The sequence below is a fragment of the Pseudomonas sp. FSL R10-1339 genome (assembly GCF_009600545.1).
Taxonomy (GTDB): Bacteria; Pseudomonadota; Gammaproteobacteria; order Pseudomonadales; family Pseudomonadaceae; genus Aquipseudomonas; species Aquipseudomonas bubulae.
In genome coordinates, this window is record NZ_WIVQ01000001.1 from 97,633 (window position 1) to 123,383 (window position 25,751).

Here is a 25,751-nt window from a genome sequence, read left to right on the forward strand (position 1 = left end):
CATGCTGCGTGTTTTGATCACCGGTTGTTCCAGCGGTATTGGCCGCACCCTGGCCGATGCTTTCAAGGTGGCGGGGCATGATGTCTGGGCCTGCGCCCGCAAGCCTGGGGATGTAGCACTATTGGCTGCGGCGGGGTTTGCCGCTGTGCAACTGGACGTCAATGATCCGCAGGGGTTGGAGCAATTGGCCGAGCGCCTGGAGCAGGCAGGCGGCGGGCTGGACGTGCTGATAAACAATGCAGGTTTCGGCGCTATGGGCCCCCTGCTCGATGGCGGCGTCGAGGGCTTGCAGCAGCAATTTGAAACCAATGTATTTTCCATTGTGGGCGTTACCCGCGCGCTGTTCCCGGCGCTGCGCCGCAACAAGGGCCTGGTGGTCAATATCGGCAGTGTTTCCGGGGTACTGGTCACCCCGTTTGCCGGCGCCTACTGTGCCTCTAAAGCTGCAGTACATGCCTTGAGTGATGCCCTGCGCATGGAGCTGGCGCCTTTTGCCATTGGCGTGCTGGAAGTGCAGCCCGGGGCCATTGATACCAGCTTCGCGAAAAATGCCAGCGCCCAGGCCGAGCAGTTGATTGCCGAGAGCTCCGCCTGGTGGCCCATGCGCGACGGTATTCGCGCCAGGGCCAGGGCTTCACAAGACAATCCCACCCCGGCCACAGCCTTTGCCGACGCAGTATTCAAGGCCGTCATGAAACCCAAGCCACCGATGTTGCTGCGTTACGGTAATGGCAGCCGCGCCTTGCCGCTGCTGGCCGCGCTGGTGCCCGCTGCCCTACTGGAAAAAATCCTGATGAAGCGGTTCGGCCTCAATACCCGTGCCTGACACTCATTATGTAGCAACTGCTACGGGTGATAGCACAGGCCTATGCATACGCCTTCATAAAATCGATAAACACCCGCACCTTCAGCGGCAAATGCCGTGTATCGGGGTAGAGCGCGTACACCCCCTGGCGGCTCAGTTGCCATTCGGGCAGCAGATGTACCAGCCGCCCCGTGCGCAAATCCTCCTCGATCAGCCAGTCGGGCAGGATCGCCACGCCTTGCCCGATCAGGGCAAACGCCTGCAACACCGATGAGTTGTCCGCCCTGATGCGCGCCTTGCAGGGGTTGGGCTGGTAAGGACGGACCACACCGCTGTTCACCTCGGTAATAGTCAACTCCCCAACCCGGCTATGCTCCAGCCACGGCGTTTGCTCAAGCGCGTGCACGCTGTCTATCGGCACCACGCTGGCAACGAACGCCGGCGAGGCCACCGGCAGAATGCCGAAAGTGCTCAACTGCACGGCACGATGGCTGGAGTCGAGCACGCGACCCAGTCGCAAGGCCACGTCAAAACGCTCGGAGATCAGATCCGCGTGGGTCGATGAGGTCGACAGCTGGACGTTGAGGTCAGGGTGCAAGGCACTGAAGAGCTCCAGCGCCGGCACCACCTTGGCCAGGGCATATTCAACGGTGGTGGTGATGCGCAGCGTGCCCTTGAGTTCGGTGTGTTCGCTGCGCGCTTCGTCAATCGCCAGCCGGGCCTCTTCCAGCATGCTCAGGCAGCGCTGGTAAAAACGCTCACCCGCCTCAGTCAGGGCCAACCGTCGGGTATTGCGCGTTAGCAGGGTCACGCCCAGCTCAGCCTCTAGACGCTTGATATTGAAGCTGACCACCGCACGGGTTTGCCCCAGTAAATCAGCCGCGGCGGTAAGGGAGCCAGCTTCGACCACGGCCTTGAAGGTGTCGAACCGGTCGAGGCTGACCATAGAGAAACCTGCCAATTGTCAAAATAATTTTGACAATCTAGCAGCAGACGGACGGTTCCTCCATAAGCCAAAGCTGCTTACTGTGCGCTCTACTGAACAGGAGCCACCCATGGCTTACCGCAATAAAGTCGCGCTGGTGTATCTGCTGGGATTTGCCCTGGATCTGGTGAATATGTTCGCAGCCTCGATCGCCTACCCGGATATCAGCCAGCAGCTGCATGCCTCGGTCACACAACTGGCGTGGATTGGCAATGCCTACATGCTTGGCCTGATCCTGGTCATTGTGCCCAGCGTATGGCTAACCCAACTGTTTGGTGAGAAACGCCTGATCGTGCTTTCACTGACATTATTCAGCGTGGCGTCGTTGTGTGTCGCCCAAGCGACCTCAATTGAAGCTCTGATCGGCTACCGCCTGCTGCAGGGGCTGGGGGGCGGGCTGTTGATTCCGGTCGGTCAGGCTATGGCCTATCGGCACTTCCCGATCCGCGACCGGGCCCGACTGACCTCAGTGATTTTGCTGGTGGCGCTGCTAGTGCCCGCACTGTCGCCAGCACTGGGCGGCTGGATGGTCGAAGCGCTCACTTGGCGCTGGGTGTTTTATGCCAATCTACCACTGACCTTGCTTACCCTGCTGCTGGCAGTCTGCTGGCTGCAACCCGACCCGCCTGCGCAGCCCGTATTGCCCATGACTTACAGGCGCATTCGAGCTGGCGCAGCCAATATGGGCCGCCTGTTCAAAAGCCCGTTGCTGCAAGTGGCAATGCTGACCTACCTGTTTATCCCCGGCATTTTCATCGGCACGCAACTGGTGAGTATCTTGTACCTGCACCAACTGGGTTTTAGCGCCACGCAAACCGGCATGCTGATGCTGCCCTGGGCTCTGGCTTCAGCACTGGGCATCACCCTGAGCCGCTACCAGTTCAACCGCCTTGGCCCCAAACCCTTGCTACTGCTGGGCATGAGCGTACAAGCCGCGGGTATTGCGTTACTGCCCCAAATCGATAGCTCCAGCATCGGCTTGCCCATGGCGCTGTACGCCGTGATGGGCTTTGGTGGCAGCCTGTGCAGCAGCAGCGCACAAAACACAGCCTTTATCGATATCGCACCCGAACACATGGGCCACGCCAGTGCACTGTGGAACCTCAACCGCCAATTGAGCTTCCTGCTTGGCCCGGCCTTGATGATGGCCCTGTTCGGTACATTGACCGCAATCACCTCGACGTCCCACGCCTTTGCCCTATGCTTTGCCATCGGGGGTGCATTGACGCTGGTGCCGCTGGTTCCCGTTCTACGCCTTGATACATCCCGCGTGCTGGCCTTGCTCGCACCCTGACCTGGAGATTTTGATGAGTGACTATAAGCGCTACTTCGATCTGGTAAGCGAAACCCACGTCGAAATTGAAGGCTGGTTTTCCGGTCTGGAACCCGGCGTGCTGCCGGTATTGCTGGCGCGGTTTTCGCCGCAGTTTTCGATGATTGCCCCCAGCGGCAACGTGCTGGACGCCAACGGCGTAGAAACACTGTTTGAACAACTGCGCGGTGCGCGCCCGGGCCTGAACATCACCCTCAGCGAGTTCAAGGGCATTGCCCTGCATCCAGGTGGTGCAGTAGTCAGCTACCGCGAGCTGCAGGAAGAACACAACGGCAACCGCACCGACCGCCGCGCCACCGTGGTATTCGAGAAAGACGCCGACGGCAAGATACTGTGGCGGCATTTGCACGAGACGTTTTGCGCGGCTTGAACCCCGGCCTCGCGCTTGTGGGAGCGGGCTTGCTCGCGATGCCGTCACTGCGGTGTTTCAGTTAAACCGCGTCGAGGCCATCGCGAGCAAGCCCGCTCCCGCATTAACTTTACTCGGCCTTGCCCTGATCCACGATCACCGTACAGGTCGTACCCGCGGCCAGCAGGAAGCCATCGGGGATCTCGTCAATATGGATCCGCACCGGTACCCGCTGGGCCAGACGCACCCAGTTGAACGTCGGGTTAACGTCAGCCACCAGCTCACGGCTTTCGGGGTTATCGCGGTCGTAGATACCGCGCGAGATGCTTTCAACGTGGCCCTTCAACACTTCACCGCTCATCATTTGCAGGTCGGCTTTGTCGCCCACGCGGATATGCGGCAGTTTGGTTTCTTCAAAGAAGCCATAGACCCAGAACGAATCCTGGTCGATCACGGCCATTTTCGGATCACCCACCCGCGCATAGTCGCCGCGATGCACATTGAGGTTGGTCACGTAACCATCGACCGTGGCCAGGACCTTGGTGCGCTTGAGGTTGAGCTGCGCCGCGTCCAGCTGAGCCAGGGCGTGCTGATAGTCGGCCAGGGCCGAGTCGGCGATGTTGCTGGCGTCGTCACGGTTCTCGCGGGAAATCACCAGGCTGTCCATGTCAGCCCGACGATGGGCGTTGACCTTGCGCATTTCCCAGGTTGCCTTGCGGGAGGCCACCAGCGACTGGGCTTGCTTGACCATGATTTCGTAGTGTTCAGGGTCGATTTCCAGCAGCACGTCGCCCTTTTTCACCAACTGGTTGTCCTTGACCGGCACGCCGACCACATAGCCGTTGACGTCGGCCGCGACGTTGATGATATCGGCCCGCACCCGTCCATCACGGGTCCACGGGGTGTTCATGTAATGTTCCCACAGGGTTCGGCCGATCCATATCGCAAGGGCCAAAACCAGCAAGGTGGCAAGCAGGCTGAAGAACTTTTTCATCGGATCGGTCTCAACGGTAAACAGTGAGCGCCATGGCGCCAAAAAGACAAGCAAACAGGCTCAGGCGCAGCAGCGCCGGGTGCCAGAAGAAGCGGTACAGGTCGTAGCCGGAAAACAGTCGGTCAAAGCCCCATGCCAACCCCGCCGCGATAAAAAACATCAGGGTCATGGTGGGCATGTAGACGCCGTGGAAGGCGATTTCACGAGGCATGTTCAAGTCCTTGCGGCTGGGCATAAGCGGCCAGCGGCGATTGCGGGTCAAGCAGTGATGTACGAATAAAATGCAGGTAGCTTTGCACCCGCACCAACGCCGAGGTATCGAAGTTGCGGGCAAAGGGTTCGTCGGTAGACTGCACGCGGCTGATGGCGTGGTCGACGGCAATCAGCGCGCGCTCCAGGTTGCTTTCGCTGGGGGCGATAAACAGCCGCACCAGCGCCCGGCCCATGACCCGAATGGCCTGGCGCCACGGCTGGGCCTCGGCATACGCCGGGTGAACCGGCAGGATCGCCTGTTCCTTGCGCAGCTCGATAATTGCGTGGCCGACTTCCAGCACCACAAACATCCAGCGCAGCAATTGGCGTTGAACCTGCGGCTTGCCAGCGGCCAGGCCATAAGCCTGATGCATCAGGTCGCGGGTACGGCTTTCCAGGCTGGAACTCAGGCCACGTAACTTGCCACTGATGGCATACACCACCTGTTCACGCAGATCCTGCTCCAGACGGCTCCACAACCAGCGGCTGTTGGGCGGCAGGATAATCGCACCGGCAGCGGCACAGACCAGCATGCCCATGACCATCGCGATGTAGTCATTGATGAACTGGTACGGGTTGTAGATCGTCAGGTTGTCGGGGACCGAGCCGGTGCTGAAAAAGATCAGCAAGCCCAGGCCGACACCGGCGTAGTTGGCCCGCGACGTAAGGAACGAACCCAGCACGATCACCGGCGCCAGCACCAGGCACAACAGCGGGAAACCGTCGATATGGGGCAGCACGAAAAACATTTCGACAAAGCCGATCAACGCCCCCAGGAAGGTCCCGCAGGCCATCTGAAAAGCCATGCGTTTGGGGTTGGGCGTGGCTGCCGACAAGCCCACCGTGGCGGCGGCGATCAGGGTCATCATGGCGCCGCTGGGCCAGGCGGTCATCACCCAGTAGGTGCCGAGCACGGCCAGGATAAACGCTGCCCGAATCCCGGAAGCGGCCGCCGACCACCAGTTGGTCTGCGAAATAAACGGTTGGTCCCAACGCTCCCGTTCGTGGGTGTGATCGGCCAGCGAGGCGTGGGTCAGCGCGTAGTTGTGCAGGTCGTCGACAAAGCGGAACAGCAGTTCGTAGGCGGTATTGAAGTCGAGGAAGTCAGACGGGCTGGGTTCGCTTTGCAGAAACCTGACCCGTAACGCACGCACATGCCCTGGCAGGCTCGCCTTGAAGGCATCCAGTTGCTCGGCGAGCAAGGCCGCGTCTTTATCCGTCAACGAGCGACCGGCATAGGTGTCGAGCAACTTCGCCAGGATCTCCAGCTCCGGCTCGATGGCCGACACTACGTCCACCACACCACGGCTGCGCAAACGTGCAAGCAACTGGTGCAAGGCATTGAAGCGCGTAGTAATGGCCATGAACTCGCTGTTCAAACGACTCAGGCGGCCACTGCGACGACGCATATGCGGGTCTTCAAATACGGTCACGCTGCGCATGCCTTCCAGGCCCACGCTTTCACCGATAAAACGCACGTTGCTGGCCTCGTAGGCCTCCTGGGAGGACTGGCCACGCAGGCCTTCGGCAACAAAACCGGCAAATACGCCAAAGCGTTTGTACAGCGCGTCATGCATTGCTGCGCCAGCCGTTTTGGGCAGGATCGCAGCGCTGACCACGGTGGAGCAGAGAATGCCCAGCGAGATCTCCAGCACCCGCCACACCGCGGCCATAAAGGCGCCATCGGGGTGGGCCAGGGCAGGCAGGCCGACCATTGCAGCGGTGTAACCGGCCAGCACAAAACCATAAGCACGGAAGTTGCGGCAGCGAGCAGCACCGGCGGAGCAGATGCCCACCCAGATCGCCATCGCACCGAGAAACAGCACGGTGTTCTGCGCGAACAGGGCGATCAGCGCCACCATTACCGCCGAGCCGGTCAGGGTGCCCAAAAACCGGTAAAAACTTTTGGCGAACACCTGGCCGCTTTGCGGCTGCATCACGATAAAGACAGTGATCATGGCGGTGCGCGGTTGCGGCAGCTCAAGGCGCATGGCCAGCCACAGGGTCAGAAAGGCGGCGACCAGCACTTTGAAAATATGCACCCAGGTCACGCCATCGCTGCGTGCCCAGTCAAAAAAGCCACGGCGCCATTCCAGGGAATACAGCCAGCGTACCGGGGCGGGCAAGTGGTTCATCTACAGGCTCTCAAAATTAGCCATCGAGGGGGATTGGTGGTCAGGTTCAGTGGTTGAACAGCGCCATGACGGCCGGCGGTTTGTCGGGCACATAGCGATCGTCCCTGGGCACATCGTTGCCAGCACCAAGACCGCCACCCAGCGCCGTCACCAGCTCGGCGTGGGCACTCAGGCGGGCGGCCTGGACCTGTTGCTGGATCTGCTGCTGCTTGAACAGCAGGGTTTGTGCATTGAGCACGTTGAGGTAGTCGGTCAGACCACGCTGGAACGCGACCACGGCGATGTCGTAGGTTTTTTGCGCGGCCTGCACCGACTCGGCGGCAAAGACCTGCTGTTTTTCCATCGACTCGCGCTTGATCAACTGATCGGAAATGCCCTTGAGCGCAGTCACCAGGGTCTGGTTGTACTTGGCCACGGCCATGTCATAGCCACCAGAGGCCACGCCCAGTTCCGAGCGCAAGCGACCGCCATCGAAGATCGGCAGGGAAATAGCCGGGCCAACGTTGTAGTTGAGCTTCTTGCCGGTCAGAAAACCCAGCGCGCTACCACCGGTGGCCATAAAGCCGATGCTGCCCACCAGGTCTACGTTGGGGTAGAAACCGGCGTGCGCCACATCGATGCCGCGGGCCTGGGCTGCCACTTCCCAGCGGCTGGCAACCACATCAGGACGCTGTCCCAGCAGTTCAGCAGGAAGGCTCGACGGCAGTTTCAGCGCAGTGGCCAGGGCGAGGGTTGGTCGCTTGAGGCGTGCACCCTCCCCCGGGCCCTTGCCGGCCAGCGCCGACAACTGGTTGCGGGTCAAGGCGATCTCTTCTTCCTGGGCGTCAATCTGGCGATGAATCTCGGGCAGCGGCGCCTGCGCCTGGCTGACTTCAAAATGGGTGCCGATACCGCCGTCCAGACGCTTTTGCGCCAGATCGAGAATCTGTTCTTGCTGGTGCAGAGTCGATTCGACGATATCGAGCTGGGCGTAGTGCAGCGACAGCTGGATATAGGCGCGAATCACGTTGTTCTGCAGTTCGAGCTGGGCCTGACGACCTTCGGCCACACTCATGTGCGCCATGTCCACGGCCTGCTCTGTGGCATTGCTTTCGCGGCCCCACAAGTCCAGGGCAAAGCTGAAGCCCAGCGCGGCGTTGTTGTCCCAGGTTGTGGAGTTGTCCAATGCACCCGGGCCATAGAATTGGTCCGAGGGCCAGTTGTGCCGTTTGAGCGTCGAATCTGCGTTGATTTGCAGCGACTCGGCCGACTCGGCAACCCCGGCCATGGCCCGGGCCTGACGCACACGGGCTGCAGCCATTGCCATCGTTGGGCTACCCTGTACGGCAAGGCTGATCCACTCATCCAGTTGCGGGTCGCCATAAGCGTGCCACCATTGGGCTTTGGGCCAGTTCGCGTCTTTCGCGGCGCTTTGAATCGCCTCGTCGGTGACCAGCGTATTGGCGGGAAGCATGCTGCCCTTGGGCGCGATGCCACCAAAACCAATGCAGCCGTTTAATGCTAACGATAAAGCCAGAACACTGAGGGCTTTAAGCTCTCTGCTGATGCGACGCTGCACTGCTGCAAATTCCTGAAAAGGAGGGAGGATGAGGCTTGAGATAGAGAAGTCTATGACTTGGCAGGCACAACGATAAGCGGGCATAAATGTGAATCTTTATTACCGTTCTTGGGATAATCCGTTGGTCGAATGAAAAGCGGCCTGTAAAGCCTGAAACTTCATGTCACAATTTGTTGCTGTGTAATTGGTTGCTGTCCCCTATATCGCCCCTTGAGAGCACTTCATGGACACTTTGCAAAACATGCGCGCCTTCAGTTGTGTGGCCGAAGCCGGAAGTTTCACGGCCGCTGCCGCCATGCTGGACACCACCACTGCCAACGTCTCGCGCGCGGTCTCCAACCTTGAGGCCCACCTGCAAACACGCCTGCTTAACCGCACCACCCGCCGCATCGCCCTGACCGAAGCCGGCAAACGCTATTTACTGCGCTGCGAGCAAATCCTGGCCTACGTTGAAGAAGCCGAAGCCGAGGCCAGCGACGCCCACTCGCGCCCAGCCGGGCAATTGAAAGTGCACACCATGACCGGCATCGGCCAGCACTTCGTGATCGACGCCATTGCCCGCTACCGCAAGACCCACCCCGACGTGACCTTCGACCTGACCCTGGCCAACCGCGTGCCGGACCTGCTCAACGAAGGCTACGACGTGTCCATCGTGCTGGCCAGCGAGCTGCCGGACTCGGGTTTTGTGTCCCAGCGCCTGGGCATTACCTACAGCATCGTCTGTGCATCGCCCGGCTATGTGAAAGCCAATGGCACGGCAACCAAGCCCAGCGACCTGCTCAACCATTCCTGCCTGCGCCTGGTCAGCCCGGTGATTGCATTGGACAAATGGGTGTTTGAAGGCCCGGAAGGCCAGGAAATGGTGCTGATCAACTCTTCGCCGTTTCTGGTCAACTCGGCCGACGCGATGAAAACCGCGATCACCAGCGGCATGGGTGTCGGCGTGCTGCCGGTGTACGCCGCCATCGAAGGCCTGCGCAACGGCACGCTGGTGCGCATGCTGCCCAAGTACCGCTCCCAGGAACTGAACCTGTACGCCATCTACCCGTCGCGCCAGTACCTGGATGCCAAGATCAAGACCTGGGTCGAATACTTGAAAAGCTCGCTGCCGGAAATTCTGGCGGCGCATCAGACTGAACTGGCCACCTATAGCTGATTGCGATTTTGTGGGAGCGGGCTTGCTCGCGATTGCTACAACGCGGTGTATCTGCCACACCCCGACGATCCAATCGCGAGCAAGCCCGCTCCCACAGGTCAAGGATTGGCAGCGGGCGGGCGAGAATGTTAGCGTGCTTACATTCCCGACAGCCGATGAGTCTTGTTCAGATGAGCCTTTCCAGCACCAAGAAAACCGTACTTGCCTTCAGCCGCGTCACCCCCGAGATGATCGAGCGCCTGCAACAGGATTTCAACGTCATCGCGCCCAACCCCAAGCTGGGCGATATCAACGCCCAATTCGAAGAGGCACTGCCCCACGCCCACGGTCTGATCGGCGTCGGCCGCAAACTGGGGCGCAAGCAGCTGGAAAATGCCCGGCAGCTTGAGGTCGTCTCCAGCGTCTCGGTGGGTTACGACAACTACGATGTCGACTACTTCAACGAACGCGGCATCATGCTCACCAATACCCCGGACGTGCTGACCGAAAGCACCGCCGACCTGGGTTTTACCCTGATCATGAGCAGCGCCCGTCGGGTCGCCGAGCTGGACGCCTGGACCAAGGCCGGCCAATGGCAAGCCAGCGTGCCACCCGCCCTGTTCGGCAGCGATGTCTACGGCAAGACCCTGGGTATCGTCGGCATGGGTAATATCGGCGCAGCCGTTGCCCGTCGTGGCCGGCTGGGTTTCAACATGCCAATCCTGTACAGCGGCAACAGCCGCAAGACCGCACTTGAGCAAGAGTTGGGCGCGCAATTTCGCAGCCTCGACCAGTTGCTGGCCGAAGCGGACTTCGTCTGCCTGGTGGTGCCATTGAGCGAGAAAACCCGGCATCTGATCAGCCAGCGCGAACTCAAGCTGATGAAGCCGAGCGCTATTCTGGTGAATATCTCCCGTGGCCCGGTGGTCGACGAACCGGTACTGATCGAAGCCCTGCAAAACGGCACCATTCGCGGCGCTGGCCTGGATGTTTACGAGAAAGAACCGCTGAGCGAATCACCTTTGTTCGCGTTGAAAAACGCCGTGACCCTGCCCCATATCGGCTCGGCCACCCACGAAACCCGTGAGGCCATGGCCAACCGCGCCCTGGCCAACCTGCGCAGCGCCCTGCTGGGCGAACGCCCGCAAGACCTGGTCAACCCGCAGGTGTTCAAGGGCTGAGGCAAGGTCTGTTGTGGGAGCGAGCTTGCTCGCGATTGGATCGCCGAGGTGTGACTGATACACCGCGTCGCTGCCATCGCGAGCAAGCCCGCTCCCACAGGGGGTTACAGACTCACGCCAGCTTGGCGTTCAATGCCACCGGCTTGGGTTTGCGAAACACCAGCACGTTACCCAGCATCACCAGCACCAACCCGGCCAACGCCGGGGGGGTCCACTGGTAGCCTTCGGCAAAGGCCGACACATTCAGCGCCACCAGCGGGAACAACACCGTGCAATAGGCCGCGCGCTCCGGCCCCATGCGCCCGACCAGGGTCAGGTACGCGGTAAAGCCGATCACCGAGCCCGGTATCACCAGGTACAAAAGCGAACCGATATAGCGCGTGTTCCATTCCATTTCGAACGGGATACCCCTTAGCGCGCAGTACACCGCCAGCATGCTGGCACCATACAGCATGCCCCAGGCATTGGTGGTCAGCGGCTTGAGCCCGGCTTTCTGTTGCAGGCTGGACAGCATGTTGCCCGCCGAAAAACACAGGGTGCCGATCAACGCCAGCCCCAGTCCGAGGGCAATATGCGGTGTGGCGGCATGCCCGCTCAATTCCGGCCAGAACAACAGGCCCAGCCCGAGCATGCCCAGGGCACCGCCAGCGATCACGTTGCGGGCGATTTTCTGCTTGAAGAAAATCCGCGCATTCAGCGCATTCCACAATGTGGCGGTAGAAAACACCACCGCGATCAGGCCTGTGGTCACCCACTGGCTGGCGGTCAAGAAACACATGAAGTTGACACAGAACAGGCACAACCCCTGGGCCAGGCAAATCAGATGCCCGCGCCTGTTCATCACCTGCAACTTGCGGCTGAGCAACAGCACGGCAAACAGCACCAACGCCGCCAGACCAAAGCGGTAAACGATGGACACCGGTATCGCCACCACCCCCAATTGCAATTTCAGGGCGATCCAGGTGGTGCCCCAGATCAAGACAGTCATTACATATAAAAACAGGTTCATGGCGCACTCCAGACAATGGCCTTCAGTCTGGGCCCGCTGCCTGGGCCGCACTTGCAGATTCTTGCGCTTTTGTTGGCCCGGGGCTGGAAGCCGCAGTGCGACGGAGTAGGATGCGAGCATGCCCGCATTCGATACCCTGCAAGTCTTCCAGTCCATGAACAGCTCGCCCAATGCCCGTCTGGTGCACAGTGCCGAGCTGGGTGAAGGCATGGCCGCTGCTGTGTGGACCAACCACCACGATGCCCGTGAGTATGAAGCACCGACGCACCACACCTTGTCGTGCTATATCTCCGGCGGCACCGGTACTTTCAGACGCGAGCAACCGGGCGCCAAGGGCTCACCGGGCAAGCTCTGCGTGCTGCCCGCCGATCATCGATCGGCGTGGGTGATCAATGGCGAAATACGCCTGGCCCATGTGTATGTCAGCCAGGAGCAATTTGCCCTGGGCTGCATCGCCCTGCTCGACCGCGAACCCAGGGAGATGCAATTGCGGGAACTGACCTTTCAGGATGACGAACAGCAAACCCGCCGCTTTCATCAACTGATCCAGACCAACTGGGACGAGCCCGCCGAACGCCTGCTCACCAGCAGCCTGGCCAGCGCCCTGTTCGACCATGCCGTACTGACCCAGGTGGGGCTGCGTGACGGGCTGCAACTCAAGGGCGGGCTGGCGGCCTATCAGCGCCGCCAACTGGTGGAATACATCGAGCACCGGCTGGCCGAACCGCTGAACATCGGCCAGTTGGCAGCGCAGTGCGCGCTATCGCCTTACCACTTTGCCCGCATGTTCCGCGAAAGCTTTGGCGTACCGCCCCATCAATACCTGCTGGCCCGCCGCCTGGCCCGCGCCCGCGACCTGCTGCGCAACAGCACACTGGCGTTGGGCCATGTTGCACTGGCCTGTGGCTTCGCCAGCGCCAGCCACTTCGCCAACCGCTTCAAGCAAAGCCTGGGCGGCACGCCGGGGGAGTTTCGGGCGGTGTTCAGGTAACCCTGGCGGCCTTAGAACTCCAGAGTGCTGGAAAATGTGAGTTGCCGCGCATCGCCGATGGAGACAAAGGTGCGGCTGGCCGCCGAGGTGTAGTAAGTGCGGTCGAAAAGGTTTTTGACGTTGAACTGGAATTTGACCTTTTGCCCCTCAACCTTGGTGTCGTAGGTAGCAAAGGCATCGGCCACGGTGTAACCCGGCAGATCGAAGTCGTTCAGGGCATCCCCCGCCCGTTCGCCCACATAGCGCGCGCCTGCGCCAACGCGTAGCTTGTCACCGCCCACGATGCTGCCAAAGTCATAGACCGCCGACAGCGAACCGCTGTTCTTGGCCACGTTCTGCAGACGCATGCCCTGGTAGGTGGTGTCTTTGGTCACCTCGGCATCGGTATAGGCATAGCTGCCGATCAGGCTCCACTGGTCCGTCAACTGGCCGCTGACGTCCAGTTCCAGGCCCCGGGAACGAACTTCACCCGCGGCCGAATATGCGGTGACATCGTCCACCGTGGAGGACACCAGCACATTGCGCTTTTTGATGTCGTACAAGGCCAGGGTGCCAGTGATACGGCCCGGGATATCCAGCTTGGCCCCCAGTTCCCAGGATTTTGACTGCTCCGGTGCGATGGAGGAGTCCAGTACCACGCCGCCCGTCAGCGGAGCGATCGAGGAGTTGGGCTTGAACGATTCGGTGTAGCTGCCATAGAACGACAGTTCATCGGTGTAGCGGTATACCAGCCCGGCCCGCGGGATCCATTTCACCCCGTTGGTATCGGTACTGGCCTTGAACGGAATGCTTTTGCCCGCCAGTTGGTCGTACTTCTGAAAGCGTGCGCCCGCCACCAGAATCCATTGGTCGGTGAGGTGGATCGAGTCCTGGGCAAACAACGAGTCGCTGCGCAGCAGGTCGGTCTGGTTGCTGTCGCTGGCGCTCACGGTGGTACCGGCGACTTCATTGCCATACACCGGGTTTTCGTAATTGAAGGTGGACTGGCTGTCCTGGCGGATCAGCTCGGCGCGATAGATTTTGCGGTATTCGTCGTCCACGCCAAACACCAGGTCATGCTGCATGCCAGCGGCCTGAACCTTGCCCTGCAAGCTGAAGGTGCTGAAACGGTCGGTGGTGATGGCGCCTTTGGTGCCGTCCATTTTTCGCGTCAGGGTGCCGTCGGAGTTGACCTTGGTAACCCGAACCTGGCTGGCGTCGTAGGTTTCGCGGTTCCAGCTGTAGCCGAAATGGGCTTTCCAGTCGTCGTTGAGGTCGTGATCGACTTCAAGGCGGTACAGGTCCGAGCGCCCTTCCATATTGTTGAACGGCTCGTCCAGGCGGCGCGTGGCCGGAATGTCCAGCGGATGGTTGGTCGCCGGATTGATGGCCGTGCCACGGTCGAAGGGGGTCAGGAACTCGCGGTGTTCGTACGCCAGCAGTACTTGGGTGTTGTCGCCATACCAGGCCAGCGACGGCGCGATCAGGGTTTCGCGATGCACCCCAAAATTGCGCCAGTAATCTTCATCTTCATGGTCGATGATCATCCGGTAGGCCAGCCCCGAGTCACCCAGCGGGCCGGTGCTGTCGAGGCTGCCACCGCCGCCGTTTTTACCCGAACCGTAGGTTGACCCACGCACCGTCACCGCGTTGTACTGCTCCAGCTGCGGCTTTTTGCTGACCACGTTGACGACACCACCCGGATCTTGAATCCCGTAGAGCAACGAGGCCGGCCCCTTGAGCACTTCGACCCGTTCGGTGGTAGCGTTCATCGCCCGGCCCTGCACCAGCGGCATACCGTCGCGCATGATCGAACCGTCACGGTTGTCACCAAAGCCGCGCTTCATCACCGAGTCCTGGGTACTGCCCAGCGTGTTGCCCTGGGTGATGCCGCTGACATTGTTCAGTGCATCATCCAGATTGCGCGGCGCCTGGTCGCGAATCACCTGGGCGGCAACCACATTGATGGTTTGCGGCACTTCCATGGATGAGCCCGTGCCGCGCATCACCGAAGTGGTGGCTGGTGGCTGGTAGCTGGTGTCGGTTGTGGCCAGCGAGGTAATGCTGGTGGCCCCCAGGTTCAGGGCGTCTGCGGTGGGCTGGGGTTCGAGGGCAAAGGTGTTGGCGTCGGTACGCCGCCCATTGAAGCCAGACTGTGCGAGCAACTGCTGCAAAGCCTGCCCGGCGCTCATGCGCCCCTTGATCGCCTGAGCCTGAAGGCCAAAGGGGGCTTCATCGGTGTAGACCACGCTCAGGCCGGTCAGCCGGGAAAAGTCGTTGAGCGCCTGGGGCAGAGGTTTCGCCGGCTGGTTGAAATCGAACAAGGCTTCGGCCTGCTGTTGCGGCGCCTCGGCAGCCATGGCCGCATAAAGCGGGTTTAGCGCCAACCCGGCCATCACGAATGCAGAAGCTCCCAACCACTGTTTCACCGAACTTGCCCTGGACTTCATGCTCATGACCTGTGTGTTGACCTGATACGGAATACGAATTTTTCGCATTTTCAAGCACTACACGGATTGGGCCGGGGTTTACCTCACCACGCAATGAAAAAAAATCCGCGATGACGCCACAGACCGCCTGTGGGAAAACGGAGGGAGCAAACCCGCTCCCACAGGGATATGTGGAGGGCGCGTCAACGCAACACAATCAGCCCTAACACGCTGTGCTGCTCAAATCCGAGCACGCCCTGCAACGAATTGAGCACGGCTTGCGGGTCCTGGCTGGGGAAACTGCCGCTGATTTTCCTGGCACCCAACTGGCTGTTGAGCAACACAATCTGCCCCGGGTAATAACGCCTGAGATCGGCCACGACATCAGCCAGCGGGGTTTTGTAATAGCTCAACCAGCCCGAGCGCCAGCCCAGACGGCTCTGGCTGTCAACGTGATGCACGGCATCGGTAACCCCAACGTCGTAGGCAATTTGCTGATCGGCAGTAAGAATCTGCTGAGCCGAATCCTTGCCAGCCTTGACCCCTACCCGCCCGGACAACACCGTGACTTGCGCCCCGCCCGGTTGCAGGCGCACCTCAAATTCGGTGCCCAGGACCCGCGCTTCACCGCCGTCGGCATCTACCACAAAGGGCGCGCCGGTATGGGTGACGTGAAAGAAGGCCACGCCTCGGCGCAATTGCACATGGCGTTCACCACCACTGAAGTTCACCGCAATGGCGCTGTCGGCATCCAGCGTGACCTGCGTTTGATCGGCCAGCAGCACAGTGCGCACTTGCCCAGGCGCGCTCACATAGTCAGCGCCCAGATCGTCCACCCAGCGCGCCGGTTGCCAACCGGCAAATACACCGACCATCAGCAGCAGGCATGCAGCAATGGCCAACCCACCGGCCCAATGCCGCAGGCGACCGCGCCGGGATGTATCCATAGCCGACAGATAACGCTGAAGGGCCAGCGACTCTTCGTCAGCCAGGGTACTGGCCGCCACTTCACTCAGCTCCCACACCACCTGCGCCTGGACATAGGCCTCGGCATGGGCAGGGTCAGCCTGCAGCCAGCGACTGAAGGTGGCCTGATCGCCACTGTCGGGCCGGTCGTGCAGCACACTGAGCCAGTCCAACGCGGCACGCTCTTGCTCGGCTGTCACGGCAACTCTCGAATGGCGGTTCACAATGCTGTCCCTGATGGCGGCTCACGCAGACTGGCCTTGCAGGCCTCCAGGGCACGCATCATGTGTTTTTCGACAGCACTTTGCGACACGCCCATGACCTTGGCGATCTCGGCATAGGTGCGACCGTGAATACGGTTGAGCAAAAAGATATGCCGCGTGCGCTCGGGCAGGCTGCGCAATGCCGCCTCGACCTGGCGCAAGTCATTTCCGGCTTCCAGAGCGGCCTGGGGCTCGCAGCTTCTGGCGTCCGGTTCAGGCTGCCAGTGATGGCTGACCCGCTCGCGCGTACCTTCGCTGCGCAAATGGTCGATGGCGATATTGCCCGCACAGCGCAACAGATAGGTGCTCAGCTCTTCAACCTGCACCAACGGCCGCCGCCAAAACCGCAAAAACAAATCCTGCACCAGATCCGCGGCCGTAGCCCGGCAGCCCACGCGGCGGCTCACCAGCGCTTCCATCTGCGGACGTTGGCTAAGAAACACCTGCAGGAAATGCGCTCGTCCCTGGCGCGGTTCGCTGGTAGGGCCATCCTTGAGTTCGGGTGGGGTCATGGAGATCGATGCGCAGGCAAAAGGAAAGCGATACTAATGATAAATATTCTCATATGCAAAAGCAGATGACGGGCTGCGCGACCGCCCTTGATAAGTGGTGATTGCTCAATGCATAAAGCCACCCCTACAATGCGAACAATTCTTGTTCTCTAAAGCGTTATTCAGCGCAGCCGGAGTGGTCGTTGTCGCAGTCAAACACCGTCGAGGTTCTGTATCAGGACCACCACAGCTGGCTCACGGGATGGTTACGGCGCAAGCTCGGCTGCCCGCAGAATGCCGCCGACCTGGCCCAGGACACTTTCATGCGGCTGCTGACCGCCCGCGAAACCCCGGCCCCTGGCGAACCCCGGGCGTTTTTGACCGTGGTCGCCAAGCGCGTGCTGTTTAATCACTATCGCCGCCAGGATCTGGAGCGCGCCTACCTGCAGGCCCTGGCTGACCTGCCCGAACAGGTTGCCCCCAGTGAAGAAGAACGCGCAATCATTCTGCAAACCCTGATGGAGCTCGATCAATTGCTCGACGGCCTGCCTTCCCCGGTCAAACGGGCCTTTTTACTGGCTCAGGTCGATGGCCTGGGCTACGCAGAAATCGGCGCTCAACTGGGTATCTCGATTGCCACGGTCAAACGTCATTTGAGCAAGGCAGCCCTGCGTTGCTACTTCGCCCTGTGAACGGTGCCTTCAATGCACCGCCCGACATCGGCACGGCGGTGGCCGAGCAAGCAGTCAGCTGGCTGGTCGAAATGCAGGGCGGTGCGCTCAGTCCCAGGCGCCAGCAGGCCTGGGAGCAATGGTTACACGCCCATCCTGAACACCAGCGGGCGTGGGAGCATATCCAGCGCATCAACCAGCGCTTGCGCGGTTTGTCGTCGCCACTGGCCCATGCGGCCCTGAACGCGCCCAAAAGCAGCAGTCGCCGTCAGGCATTGAAGCTGTTGCTGCTTTTAGGCGCAGGCTCGGCATTGACCTGGGGCCTGCGCGAGCAGTTGCCCGTCACCCCGTTGCTGGCAGACTTCAGCACACCGGTGGGCCAGCGGCGCAACCTGCAGTTGCATGATGGCAGCCAGCTCCAGCTCAACACCGCCAGCGCGGTGGATGTGAAATTCGATGCCCAGCAACGAGTCATCCGCCTGCTCGAAGGCGAAATGCTGCTCACCGCCGCCCGGGATTCGCGGCCCTTGCAGGTGCTCACCGCCCACGGCAGCTTGCAGCCCCAGGGCGCCCGCCTGAATGTGCGCCAATTTGGCGAGCATACTGAAATCGCCGTATTCGATGGCCGGGTAGCGCTGATGCCAACAGCGCATACGGGTAGTGCATTGTGGGTTGAGCCGCACCAGCAACTGAGCTTCACCCGCCAGGCCTGGAACACCCCGCGCCCTCTGGATGCGGGGAGCGGTGCGTGGACCGACGGCATGCTGGTTGCTGCGCATATGCGCCTGGCGGATTTTCTCGTCGAACTGGGCCGCTATCGCCGGGGCCAGCTCAACTGCGACCCAAAAGTCGCCGACCTGCTGATCTCCGGCACCTACCCGGTGGACGACAGCGAACGCGTGCTGGACCTGCTTGCCGTCAGCTTGCCAGTGCGAATCAAGCGCTTTACCCGCTATTGGGTAACGGTTGAAGCGCGGGTGTAACGGCTCTGTGCAAACGGACGTGTTGTAGCAGCGAGCTTGTTGTGGGAGCGGGCTTGCTCGCGATGGCAACAACGCGGTCTGCCAGTCACACCACGGCGATCCAATCGCGAGCAAGCCCGCTCCCACAAAGGGTGTGCATTTTATTTTCAAAAAATGTGAGCCGATTTCGGATCTGGCGTGACAGAGAAGGTAAGCCACTTAGATTCTCATCCCCACAGGATCCCTCATGCCCGCTCAGCCCTTCCGTCTTACGTCCCTGGCCCGCTTGCTATTAGGTGCCAGTTTGAGTTTCAGCGTCCTGCCGATGGCATTTGCCGACGCCAAGGCTTACCACATCGCACCGTCATCGCTGGAAAACGCTCTCAACCAATTCGGACGCGAAGCCGGGGTGCTGATTTCGTTCAGCTCCGCCGCCGCCAGCGGTATTCAGAGCAAGGGCCTGGAAGGCACCTACGATCCAGAACAAGGCTTGCAGGCCCTGCTTGAAGGCACTGGCCTGCAAGCCCGCGCTGAAGGCCTGGGGGCATTCAGCCTGCAACCTGCAACCACCTCGACAGCTCCGGCAAGCATTGAGCTGGGCGCTTCCAGCGTGGTGGGTGACTGGCTCGGCGACGCGGCGCAAACCGATGTGTTCGAACACCCCGGCGCCCGCGACGTGATCCGCCGCGAAGAGTTTGAACGCCAGGGCGCTACCAGCGCCCGCGAAGTGCTCAATCGCATCCCGGGCGTCAACGCCCCGGAAAACAACGGTACCGGCAGCCACGACATGGCGCTCAACTTTGGTATCCGTGGGTTAAACCCACGCCTGGCAACCCGTTCCACCGTGTTGATGGACGGCATTCCCGTGCCCTTCGCCCCCTACGGTCAGCCGCAGCTGTCGTTTGCCCCCATCAGCATGGGCAATATGGATGCGGTAGACGTAGTGCGTGGCGGCGGTGCCGTGCGGTATGGCCCGCAGAACGTCGGCGGTATCGTCAACTTCGTGACCCGCGCCATTCCTGACGAACCGACTGTAAAAGTTGGCCTGCAAACCGAAACCAGCCCATCGTCCACCCAGGATGGCTTCAAGAAAACCGCCAACCTGCTGGCCGGCGGCACCGCCGACAACGGCCTCGGCGGCGCCCTGCTGTATTCCGGCGTACGCGGCGGCGACTGGCGCCAGCATAGCGACACACGCATCGACGACCTGATCCTCAAGGGCAACTATCAGATCGACGAAGCCAACAGCCTGCACGCCATGGCCCAATACTACGATGGCGAGGCCGATATGCCCGGCGGCCTGAGCACCGCGGCCTACAAGGCTGACCCGTATCAGTCGACCCGCCCCAACGACAAGTTCTGGGGCCGTCGCACCCTGGTCAACTTTGGCTATCGCTACCAGGAAGATCGCCGTGAATTCACCGTCAACAGCTTCTTCACCAAGACCCTGCGCAGCGGGTATCTGGACCAGGGCAGCTTCCTCTCGCTGTCACCGCGGGAATATTGGGTGCGCGGGATCGAAACCCGCATAGCCCAGGGCTTTGATCTGGGCAACAGCAGCCACGAAGTGGGCGCAGGTTATCGTTATATCAACGAAGCCGGCCATGAGTTGCGCTACCGCACGCCGATTGCCGCCAATGAACTGCCCACCACCAACAGCCGCAATGACCGCGACACCCGTGGTGCCACCGAAGCCCATGCATTCTTTATCGACGACAAGATCGACATCGGCAAATGGACCTTCACTCCGGGCATTCGCTACGAAATGATTGAACAACAGCAAACCAACTTGCTGACCAACGTCAAATACAAGGGCGACTACAACACTCCGCTTCCAGCCCTGAACGTGATGTACCACGTGACCGACAGCTGGAATCTGTATGCCAATACCGAAGGCTCCTTCGGCAGCGTGCAGTACAGCCAGATGCCGAACCGGGTCATCGGCGGCGAGGTAAAACCGGAAAAAGCGCGCACCTGGGAAATTGGCACTCGCTACGACAATGGCAACCTGCGCGCGGAGATCGGCGCATTTCTGATCAACTTCAACAACCAGTACGACAGCAACCAAACCACCGACACGGTGATCGCACGGGGCAAGACCCGTCATCAGGGCATCGAGGCCAGCGTCAACTACGCGCTGGATGGCCTGAGCCCGGTACTGGCGGGGTTCGACGTATACGCCACCTATGCCTATGTTGACGCGACCATCCGCGAAGATGGGCCGAACAAAGGCAATCGTGTGCCGTTCTCCTCGAAAAACAAAGGTAGCATCGGCGTCGGCTATACCGAGGGGCCGTGGAAAGCCAACCTGGACAGCACCTTCCAGAGCAACCAGTTCGCCGACAACGCCAATACCCGCGCCGAAAGCGCTGACGGCAGCACCGGTTTGATCCCAGGCTATATGGTCTTCAACAGCCGTGTGGGCTATGACTTTGGCCACCAGCTGTCCGACCTTAACGTGGCTGTGGGGGTCAAAAATATCCTCAACCACGAGTACTACACCCGCTCGTTTGACGACAACAACAAGGGCAAATACGTGGGCGAGCCACGCACGCTCTATGTACAAACCTCTGTCGCATTTTGATTTAAATTGGCTAAAGCCCGCACACGCGGGCTTTTCCTACAGACAAAGACTGACACCGGTCACGACTTGAAAGACTTCCTGAAAATAGTGCTTGAAATATTTGCTCATCGGCCCAAACACTGTAACTGAGCGATGACGATGAACCTTTGTACACCCAAGGCCGTCAGACCTCACACGAGCACGCTTATATAAGGGAAGAACTATGCTTACTCACGTCTTTTCCGATAAACACATCGACAGTGACAAACGCACCCAGGACTGGGTCACCGCTACTGTTGAAGTCACGCTCGAACGCCATTTGGAAGATCTGACCCGGGTCGAGGTCCATCTCAGTGATGAAAATGGCGGCAAGTCCGGTCCCAAGGACAAACGCTGCAAAATGGAGGCTCGACCTAAAGGACACCAGCCAATTCTCGTATCCCACGACGCTGATTCACTGACCCAGGCTGTGGAGGGTGCTGCTCAAAAACTGGAGCACGCTCTGGAGCACCTGTTCGGCAAGCTGCGTGGCAAACGTACAGTGACCCTCGCCCCGGAAGGGTTTGAGGCAAAAGAGCCAAAGCAGACCGCTGATGACTTGCTTGAAGAAGAGTTCCTGGAGAAAGAAAAGGAACTCGACAAGATCAGCTGATTGAACGTCAGTGAGGCACAAAAAAGGGCGGGCTTACCTTGGTAAGCCCGCCCTTTTTCATATGTAAAATCGACTTACAACTCCCCCTTCTCCACTTCCGGATGCTCGCCGGAACCGGCACCGGTTTTGCGATGAGGGTTCTCGATCTTCACCGACGGGAACTGCGAAGACGCATAGCGCACCACCAGAATGGCGAAGGCTAGCAACAGGATCGCCCCGGTCAGGTACACCACTCCCATGTCTGGCGGGTTGTGATGGGACACATTGGAAATCAGCAAGCGGGTCAGCGCCGTGATCGCCACATAAATCAGGAAGCGTACGGGCATGTGGTTGGTCTTGAAATAAATCCCGACCATTGCCCCCAGCTCGAGGTAGATAAACAGCAGCAGGATGTCATCAATCGTGATGTTGCCCTTCTCCACCATTCCCAGGAATTCCATCACCGCCGCCCAGGCAGTGACCGCGCCAATGGCAAACAATGCCAGGTAATGGAAGGTTTCGACGAACAGGTTGCCCATCGACTCGGCCAGTTCATGAACCTGGCGACGTAGCTTCTCAGCTTTGTTAACTCTCACGATGCAGCTCCTTGAATCGACTCGAACGGATCATCCGCGATGCACATGACGCTTTTAACATGCAGAAAAAAGGCCATGTGGCAGCCTGATGCTGCTCACTTAAGATGATGGCGGGCGGCAATTAGACACGTCAGGCGCCCGCTGCGCCTATCAATTACAGCTAGAGTGAAAAAGCCGCTATTCAAATCCCGATGATTGGCTTATCCTTTTAGCTGTATATAAATACAGTAATCGCTAGATAATTTACGTGAAGGCATATGAGGTGGTAAATGGCCGTCGAAGTGGTATACCGCAGCAGCCGAGATCTGGAGCGTTTGTTCATGGATAAAGCCGAAGCTGACCGTCATGACAAAATGCTGGAACTGGCAGAGTTGCTGGCCGAAGTGTTGCAAAAAGCTGTGCCGTCCCTGAACGAGCAGCAAGTCGAAGAAGCCGGTATCTACATGGCGAAAAATCGCGATGTGTTTGCCAAGGCATTCAAGAGCCAGCCGGACGCCCTGTCCGAGTTGCTGGTCGACAGCGAGTAATCGCCCCCGGTTCTCGCTTGACTCTCCCCTACGGGGCAGCCTCTACCCTCAAAGGCCCCCTTTGAGGTTGGCGTCATGATGAGCAAGCGAGTACTGGTGATTCTCGGTCACCCCGGCACGAACAGTTTCTGTAGCGCACTGGCAGACAGCTACATAGCTGCCGCCAAGGATGCCAGCCATGAAGTACGCATCATGCGCCTGGGCGCCCTGCGCTTCGACCCGGTGCTGCGCGAAGGCTATCAGGAGGTCCAGGCACTGGAGCCTGACCTGCTCCACGCCCAGGCCAACATCCTCTGGACCGAACACCTGGTGCTGGTCTACCCGATCTGGTGGGGCGGAATCCCCGCATTGCTCAAAGGCTTTTTCGATCGCATCCTGCTGCCCGGTTTTGCCTTTCAATACCGCAAGGGCAAGGCTTTCCCCGACAAGCTACTGAAAGGCCGCAGCGCGCACCTGCTGGTGACGATGGACACCCCGCCGTGGTACTACAGATGGGTGTACCGCATGCCGGGGTTGCATCAGATACGCAAAACCACACTGGCGTTCTGTGGCATAAAACCCACCGCCACCCTGACGTTTGGCCCCATCCTGAACGCCACGCCTCATCAAAGAGACGCCTGGCTTCTAGAGGCACGCAAGCTCGCCACTCGATAATTCGGCGGGCGGCGATTAAAAGGACTTTTCATGTACATCGGCAAAGCCGCCCAATTGTCGGGCACCACCGTCAAAAGCATTCGCCACTACGAAGAAATCGGCCTGTTACCTGCACCGCAACGCCGTGGCGCTTATCGCATCTACAGCGAGCAAAGCGTTGAACTGCTGACATTTATCAAATGCGCGCAACAGCTGGGCTTCAAGCTCAAGGAAATGCAGGCCATCCTTGATCAACACCGCGGCCAGACGCTGCCATGGGAGGTCGTGAGCAACGCCATCGCCCGCAAAAAACACGCCGTAATGAATCAGATCGAAGCGTTGCAACAGGTGCATGCGGGGTTGGAAGAGTTTGAAACACGCTTTGCCATGGAAGGCCCGGAACTGGACCTGGCCTGTGTTCAGTCCTTGGGGTACAACAATTGATGAGCCAGCTCGTCCGAAACCCGTGCCGGTGAACGCTTTTCGGCCTGGGCGTGAGCATAGATGCCGGTCAGGCGCTGACTGATCTGCAGCAACTGCTGGTTGATGGCCTCGGGGGCGGCACCTTCATGGGTCAGGGCCATATAGATCAGCCCGCCGGAATTGATGACGTAATCCGGGGCATACAAGATCCCCCGCCGCTCGAGCTGATCGGCCACTTGTAGATTGGTCAGCTGGTTATTGGCACACCCGGCCACAGCCGAGCAGCGCAGTTGCGCGACGCTGTGCCAGTTCAATACGCCGCCCAGACCACACGGCGCAAGGATATCGCAGGGTGTGCTGAGCAAGGCTTCGCAGGCAATCGGGTGCGCCCCCAGTTGTTCCATGGCCAGGCGCACTTTGCCGGGGTCGGTATCGCAGACCAGCAATTCGGCGCCCGCAGCATGCAGCTGTTCGGCCAGCGCGTAACCCACTTTGCCCAGGCCCTGCACCGCCACCCGCAAACCTTCGAGGTTGTCGCTACCCAATCGCGACGATGCGGTGCTGCGAATGCCGGCAAAAACCCCCATGGCCGTATGCGGCGAAGGATCCCCCGCAGCAGTGGTGCTGGTGACATGCCGGGTGTGCTGGGCAATGCAGTCCATATCGGCAGTGGAGGTGCCGCTGTCAATTGCCGTGATATAGCGCCCGTCCAGTTGGTCCACACAGCGACCAAAAGCCTCAAACAGCGCCGCGCGACTATCAACGTGGGCCGCACGCACCACCACCGCCTGCCCCCCTCCAACAGCCAGCCCTGCCAGCGCGGCTTTGTAGCTCATGTCTTGGGCCAGGCGGATGGCATCACCGACTGCACTTTCGTCATTGGGGTAAGCAAGATAACGACAGCCCCCCAGCGCCGGCCCCAGACGAGTGTTGTGGATGGCTATCACGGCTTTAAGGCCTGTAACGGGGTCTACACTAAGGTGCAGCGACTCGAGCTGAGCGCTTTGCATAAGAGCAAACATCATCAGGCCCTCGAACGATTATGGGTAAACGCCAGTATAGGTGGCGCCAGAAAATTCGTTGAAGAGCTCAGGAATAAGCCTGCGCGGTTTTCAGGGTTTCGGACATATCCCGGCGGGATAGGGTTCTGTGGGAGCGGGCTTGCTCGCGATGCAGGCAATGCGGTTATTACGCAAGACCGCGTTGATTCGATCGCGAGCAAGCCCGCTCCCACACACAGAGTGAAGTCAGGCAGGCGTGTCAGGCTGATTGGCCGGATGCGCCAGGATAAAGGCCGGGTTTTGCTCAGCCAGCGCTGCCACTCGGGCAATGCGCGGGTACGCCGCCATTGGCACGCCAAAACGCTGCGCCGCGTACAGCTGAGGGATCAAATACACATCCGCCAACCCAGGCTGCGCGCCAAAGCAGTAACCTTCGTCACCGATCAACTGCTCGATGGCTGCCAGTCCTTGGCCGATCCAGTGACCGATCCACTCCACCACCTGCTCCTCATCCTGCCCCAACTGGCGCAGTCGATTGAGCACGCTGACGTTGTGCAACGGGTGGATATCACAAGCAACCAGAGCCGCTACCCCCCGTTCATGAGCGCGGGTGGCGAGGTCAGCGGACAGCAGCGCCACCTGGGGATAGCGCTCTTCAAGGTACTCGATGATTGCTGGCGACTGGGTCAAGACGCAGCCTTCATCGGTACGCAAGGCCGGCACGCGGCCCTGCGGGTTGATGGCCAGATACGCCGGCTGACGGTGTTCACCGCCAGCCGGTACGAGCAGATTGACCGGCACCGCCTGATAATCCAGCCCTTTCAGGGCCAGCGCGATACGCACCCGGTAAGACGAGGTTGAGCGGTAATAGGTGAAGAGTTCCATGACC

The 25,751-nt window shown here is 60.1% G+C and carries 25 protein-coding genes; 13 read left to right on the plus strand and 12 right to left on the minus strand.

Annotated elements, in window-relative coordinates; translation table 11 throughout:
• The first annotated feature begins 1 nt into the window (after position 1).
• The gene (locus GHO03_RS00475; RefSeq protein WP_153398796.1) at positions 2-826 is read left to right on the plus strand and encodes an SDR family oxidoreductase; all 825 of its coding nucleotides are present in this window, start codon (positions 2-4) and stop codon (positions 824-826) included.
• A 40-nt stretch (positions 827-866) separates the two neighbouring features.
• Here the strand turns inward: GHO03_RS00475 and GHO03_RS00480 are convergent, their stop codons facing one another.
• Complete coding sequence (locus GHO03_RS00480) at positions 867-1,751, minus strand: LysR family transcriptional regulator (protein WP_153398799.1); 885 nt, start codon at positions 1,749-1,751, stop codon at positions 867-869.
• Positions 1,752-1,860: 109 nt separating this feature from the next.
• Here GHO03_RS00480 and GHO03_RS00485 point away from each other — a divergent pair, with 109 nt between their 5' ends.
• Entirely contained in the window at positions 1,861-3,084 is a 1,224-nt protein-coding gene (locus GHO03_RS00485) for an MFS transporter (protein ID WP_095018216.1), read from the plus strand.
• Between the two features lie 13 nt (positions 3,085-3,097).
• Entirely contained in the window at positions 3,098-3,493 is a 396-nt protein-coding gene (locus tag GHO03_RS00490) for a DUF4440 domain-containing protein (RefSeq protein WP_095018217.1), read from the plus strand.
• 109 nt (positions 3,494-3,602) lie between these two features.
• On the opposite strand, the gene GHO03_RS00495 is transcribed toward GHO03_RS00490, so the two are convergent.
• From GHO03_RS00495 to GHO03_RS00510, 4 genes are read right to left on the minus strand one after another with little or no spacing between them, the layout of a single operon-like run.
• Positions 3,603-4,466 carry an HlyD family secretion protein gene (locus tag GHO03_RS00495; RefSeq protein WP_016781860.1) on the minus strand — a complete coding sequence of 288 codons (864 nt, stop codon included), beginning with the start codon at positions 4,464-4,466 and terminating at the stop codon, positions 3,603-3,605.
• Positions 4,467-4,476: 10 nt separating this feature from the next.
• The gene (locus GHO03_RS00500; protein ID WP_016781859.1) at positions 4,477-4,677 is read right to left on the minus strand and encodes a DUF1656 domain-containing protein; all 201 of its coding nucleotides are present in this window, start codon (positions 4,675-4,677) and stop codon (positions 4,477-4,479) included.
• The gene (locus GHO03_RS00505) at positions 4,667-6,853 is read right to left on the minus strand and encodes an FUSC family protein (protein WP_153398802.1); all 2,187 of its coding nucleotides are present in this window, start codon (positions 6,851-6,853) and stop codon (positions 4,667-4,669) included. The genes GHO03_RS00500 and GHO03_RS00505 overlap by 11 nt, the downstream gene beginning before the upstream one ends.
• 46 nt (positions 6,854-6,899) lie before the next feature.
• Positions 6,900-8,411 carry an efflux transporter outer membrane subunit gene (locus GHO03_RS00510; protein ID WP_218723003.1) on the minus strand — a complete coding sequence of 504 codons (1,512 nt, stop codon included), beginning with the start codon at positions 8,409-8,411 and terminating at the stop codon, positions 6,900-6,902.
• A gap of 223 nt (positions 8,412-8,634) precedes the next feature.
• On the opposite strand from GHO03_RS00510, the gene GHO03_RS00515 reads away from it, so the two are divergent.
• Together GHO03_RS00515 and GHO03_RS00520 are read left to right on the plus strand one after the other, a co-directional pair.
• Positions 8,635-9,567, plus strand: coding sequence for a LysR family transcriptional regulator (locus GHO03_RS00515; protein ID WP_095001197.1), 933 nt, complete (start codon positions 8,635-8,637; stop codon positions 9,565-9,567).
• A 170-nt stretch (positions 9,568-9,737) separates the two neighbouring features.
• A complete protein-coding gene (locus GHO03_RS00520; RefSeq protein WP_153398807.1) occupies positions 9,738-10,727 on the plus strand; it encodes a D-glycerate dehydrogenase in 990 nt (329 codons plus the stop codon).
• 112 nt (positions 10,728-10,839) lie between these two features.
• Here the strand turns inward: GHO03_RS00520 and GHO03_RS00525 are convergent, their stop codons facing one another.
• Positions 10,840-11,736, minus strand: a complete 897-nt coding sequence (locus GHO03_RS00525) for a DMT family transporter (RefSeq protein WP_095018257.1) — start codon at positions 11,734-11,736, stop codon at positions 10,840-10,842.
• A 118-nt stretch (positions 11,737-11,854) separates the two neighbouring features.
• Between GHO03_RS00525 and GHO03_RS00530 the strand changes: the two genes are divergently transcribed.
• Positions 11,855-12,727: a helix-turn-helix domain-containing protein gene (locus tag GHO03_RS00530; RefSeq protein WP_153398810.1), complete on the plus strand. Its 873-nt coding sequence runs from the start codon at positions 11,855-11,857 to the stop codon at positions 12,725-12,727.
• 11 nt (positions 12,728-12,738) lie between these two features.
• Here GHO03_RS00530 and GHO03_RS00535 read toward each other — a convergent pair whose 3' ends face one another.
• From GHO03_RS00535 to GHO03_RS00545, 3 genes are all read right to left on the minus strand, one after another.
• Positions 12,739-15,156 carry a TonB-dependent receptor gene (locus GHO03_RS00535; RefSeq protein ID WP_153398935.1) on the minus strand — a complete coding sequence of 806 codons (2,418 nt, stop codon included), beginning with the start codon at positions 15,154-15,156 and terminating at the stop codon, positions 12,739-12,741.
• Between the two features lie 182 nt (positions 15,157-15,338).
• Positions 15,339-16,325 carry a FecR domain-containing protein gene (locus GHO03_RS00540; RefSeq protein WP_372241692.1) on the minus strand — a complete coding sequence of 329 codons (987 nt, stop codon included), beginning with the start codon at positions 16,323-16,325 and terminating at the stop codon, positions 15,339-15,341.
• On the minus strand, positions 16,322-16,876 hold the full coding sequence (locus GHO03_RS00545) for an RNA polymerase sigma factor (RefSeq protein ID WP_095018221.1): 555 nt from the start codon (positions 16,874-16,876) through the stop codon (positions 16,322-16,324). The genes GHO03_RS00540 and GHO03_RS00545 overlap by 4 nt, the downstream gene beginning before the upstream one ends.
• A 182-nt stretch (positions 16,877-17,058) precedes the next feature.
• Here GHO03_RS00545 and GHO03_RS00550 point away from each other — a divergent pair, with 182 nt between their 5' ends.
• From GHO03_RS00550 to GHO03_RS00565, 4 genes are all read left to right on the plus strand, one after another.
• Complete coding sequence (locus GHO03_RS00550) at positions 17,059-17,547, plus strand: sigma-70 family RNA polymerase sigma factor (RefSeq protein ID WP_095023060.1); 489 nt, start codon at positions 17,059-17,061, stop codon at positions 17,545-17,547.
• Positions 17,544-18,509: a FecR family protein gene (locus tag GHO03_RS00555; protein ID WP_346769610.1), complete on the plus strand. Its 966-nt coding sequence runs from the start codon at positions 17,544-17,546 to the stop codon at positions 18,507-18,509. Before GHO03_RS00550 ends, GHO03_RS00555 begins: the two co-directional genes overlap by 4 nt.
• Before the next feature lie 226 nt (positions 18,510-18,735).
• Positions 18,736-21,072 (plus strand): TonB-dependent Fe(3+) dicitrate receptor FecA, encoded by a 2,337-nt coding sequence (gene fecA / locus GHO03_RS00560; RefSeq protein ID WP_153398816.1) that lies wholly within the window; start codon positions 18,736-18,738, stop codon positions 21,070-21,072.
• Positions 21,073-21,274: 202 nt separating this feature from the next.
• Positions 21,275-21,703: an HPF/RaiA family ribosome-associated protein gene (locus tag GHO03_RS00565; protein WP_095001183.1), complete on the plus strand. Its 429-nt coding sequence runs from the start codon at positions 21,275-21,277 to the stop codon at positions 21,701-21,703.
• Between the two features lie 74 nt (positions 21,704-21,777).
• On the opposite strand, the gene GHO03_RS00570 is transcribed toward GHO03_RS00565, so the two are convergent.
• Positions 21,778-22,278 carry a phosphate-starvation-inducible protein PsiE gene (locus GHO03_RS00570; RefSeq protein ID WP_016781843.1) on the minus strand — a complete coding sequence of 167 codons (501 nt, stop codon included), beginning with the start codon at positions 22,276-22,278 and terminating at the stop codon, positions 21,778-21,780.
• Positions 22,279-22,547: 269 nt separating this feature from the next.
• Here GHO03_RS00570 and GHO03_RS00575 point away from each other — a divergent pair, with 269 nt between their 5' ends.
• From GHO03_RS00575 to GHO03_RS00585, 3 genes are all read left to right on the plus strand, one after another.
• Positions 22,548-22,805, plus strand: a complete 258-nt coding sequence (locus GHO03_RS00575) for a YebG family protein (RefSeq protein ID WP_016781842.1) — start codon at positions 22,548-22,550, stop codon at positions 22,803-22,805.
• Positions 22,806-22,883: 78 nt separating this feature from the next.
• Positions 22,884-23,459 carry an NAD(P)H-dependent oxidoreductase gene (locus tag GHO03_RS00580; RefSeq protein WP_153398940.1) on the plus strand — a complete coding sequence of 192 codons (576 nt, stop codon included), beginning with the start codon at positions 22,884-22,886 and terminating at the stop codon, positions 23,457-23,459.
• Between the two features lie 30 nt (positions 23,460-23,489).
• Positions 23,490-23,882, plus strand: coding sequence for a MerR family transcriptional regulator (locus tag GHO03_RS00585; protein ID WP_095018224.1), 393 nt, complete (start codon positions 23,490-23,492; stop codon positions 23,880-23,882).
• On the opposite strand, the gene GHO03_RS00590 is transcribed toward GHO03_RS00585, so the two are convergent.
• Positions 23,858-24,883: a Glu/Leu/Phe/Val dehydrogenase dimerization domain-containing protein gene (locus GHO03_RS00590; protein WP_095018259.1), complete on the minus strand. Its 1,026-nt coding sequence runs from the start codon at positions 24,881-24,883 to the stop codon at positions 23,858-23,860. The genes GHO03_RS00585 and GHO03_RS00590 overlap by 25 nt on opposite strands.
• Before the next feature lie 225 nt (positions 24,884-25,108).
• Positions 25,109-25,747, minus strand: coding sequence for a maleylacetoacetate isomerase (gene maiA / locus GHO03_RS00595; protein WP_153398819.1), 639 nt, complete (start codon positions 25,745-25,747; stop codon positions 25,109-25,111).
• Positions 25,748-25,751: the final 4 nt, after the last annotated feature.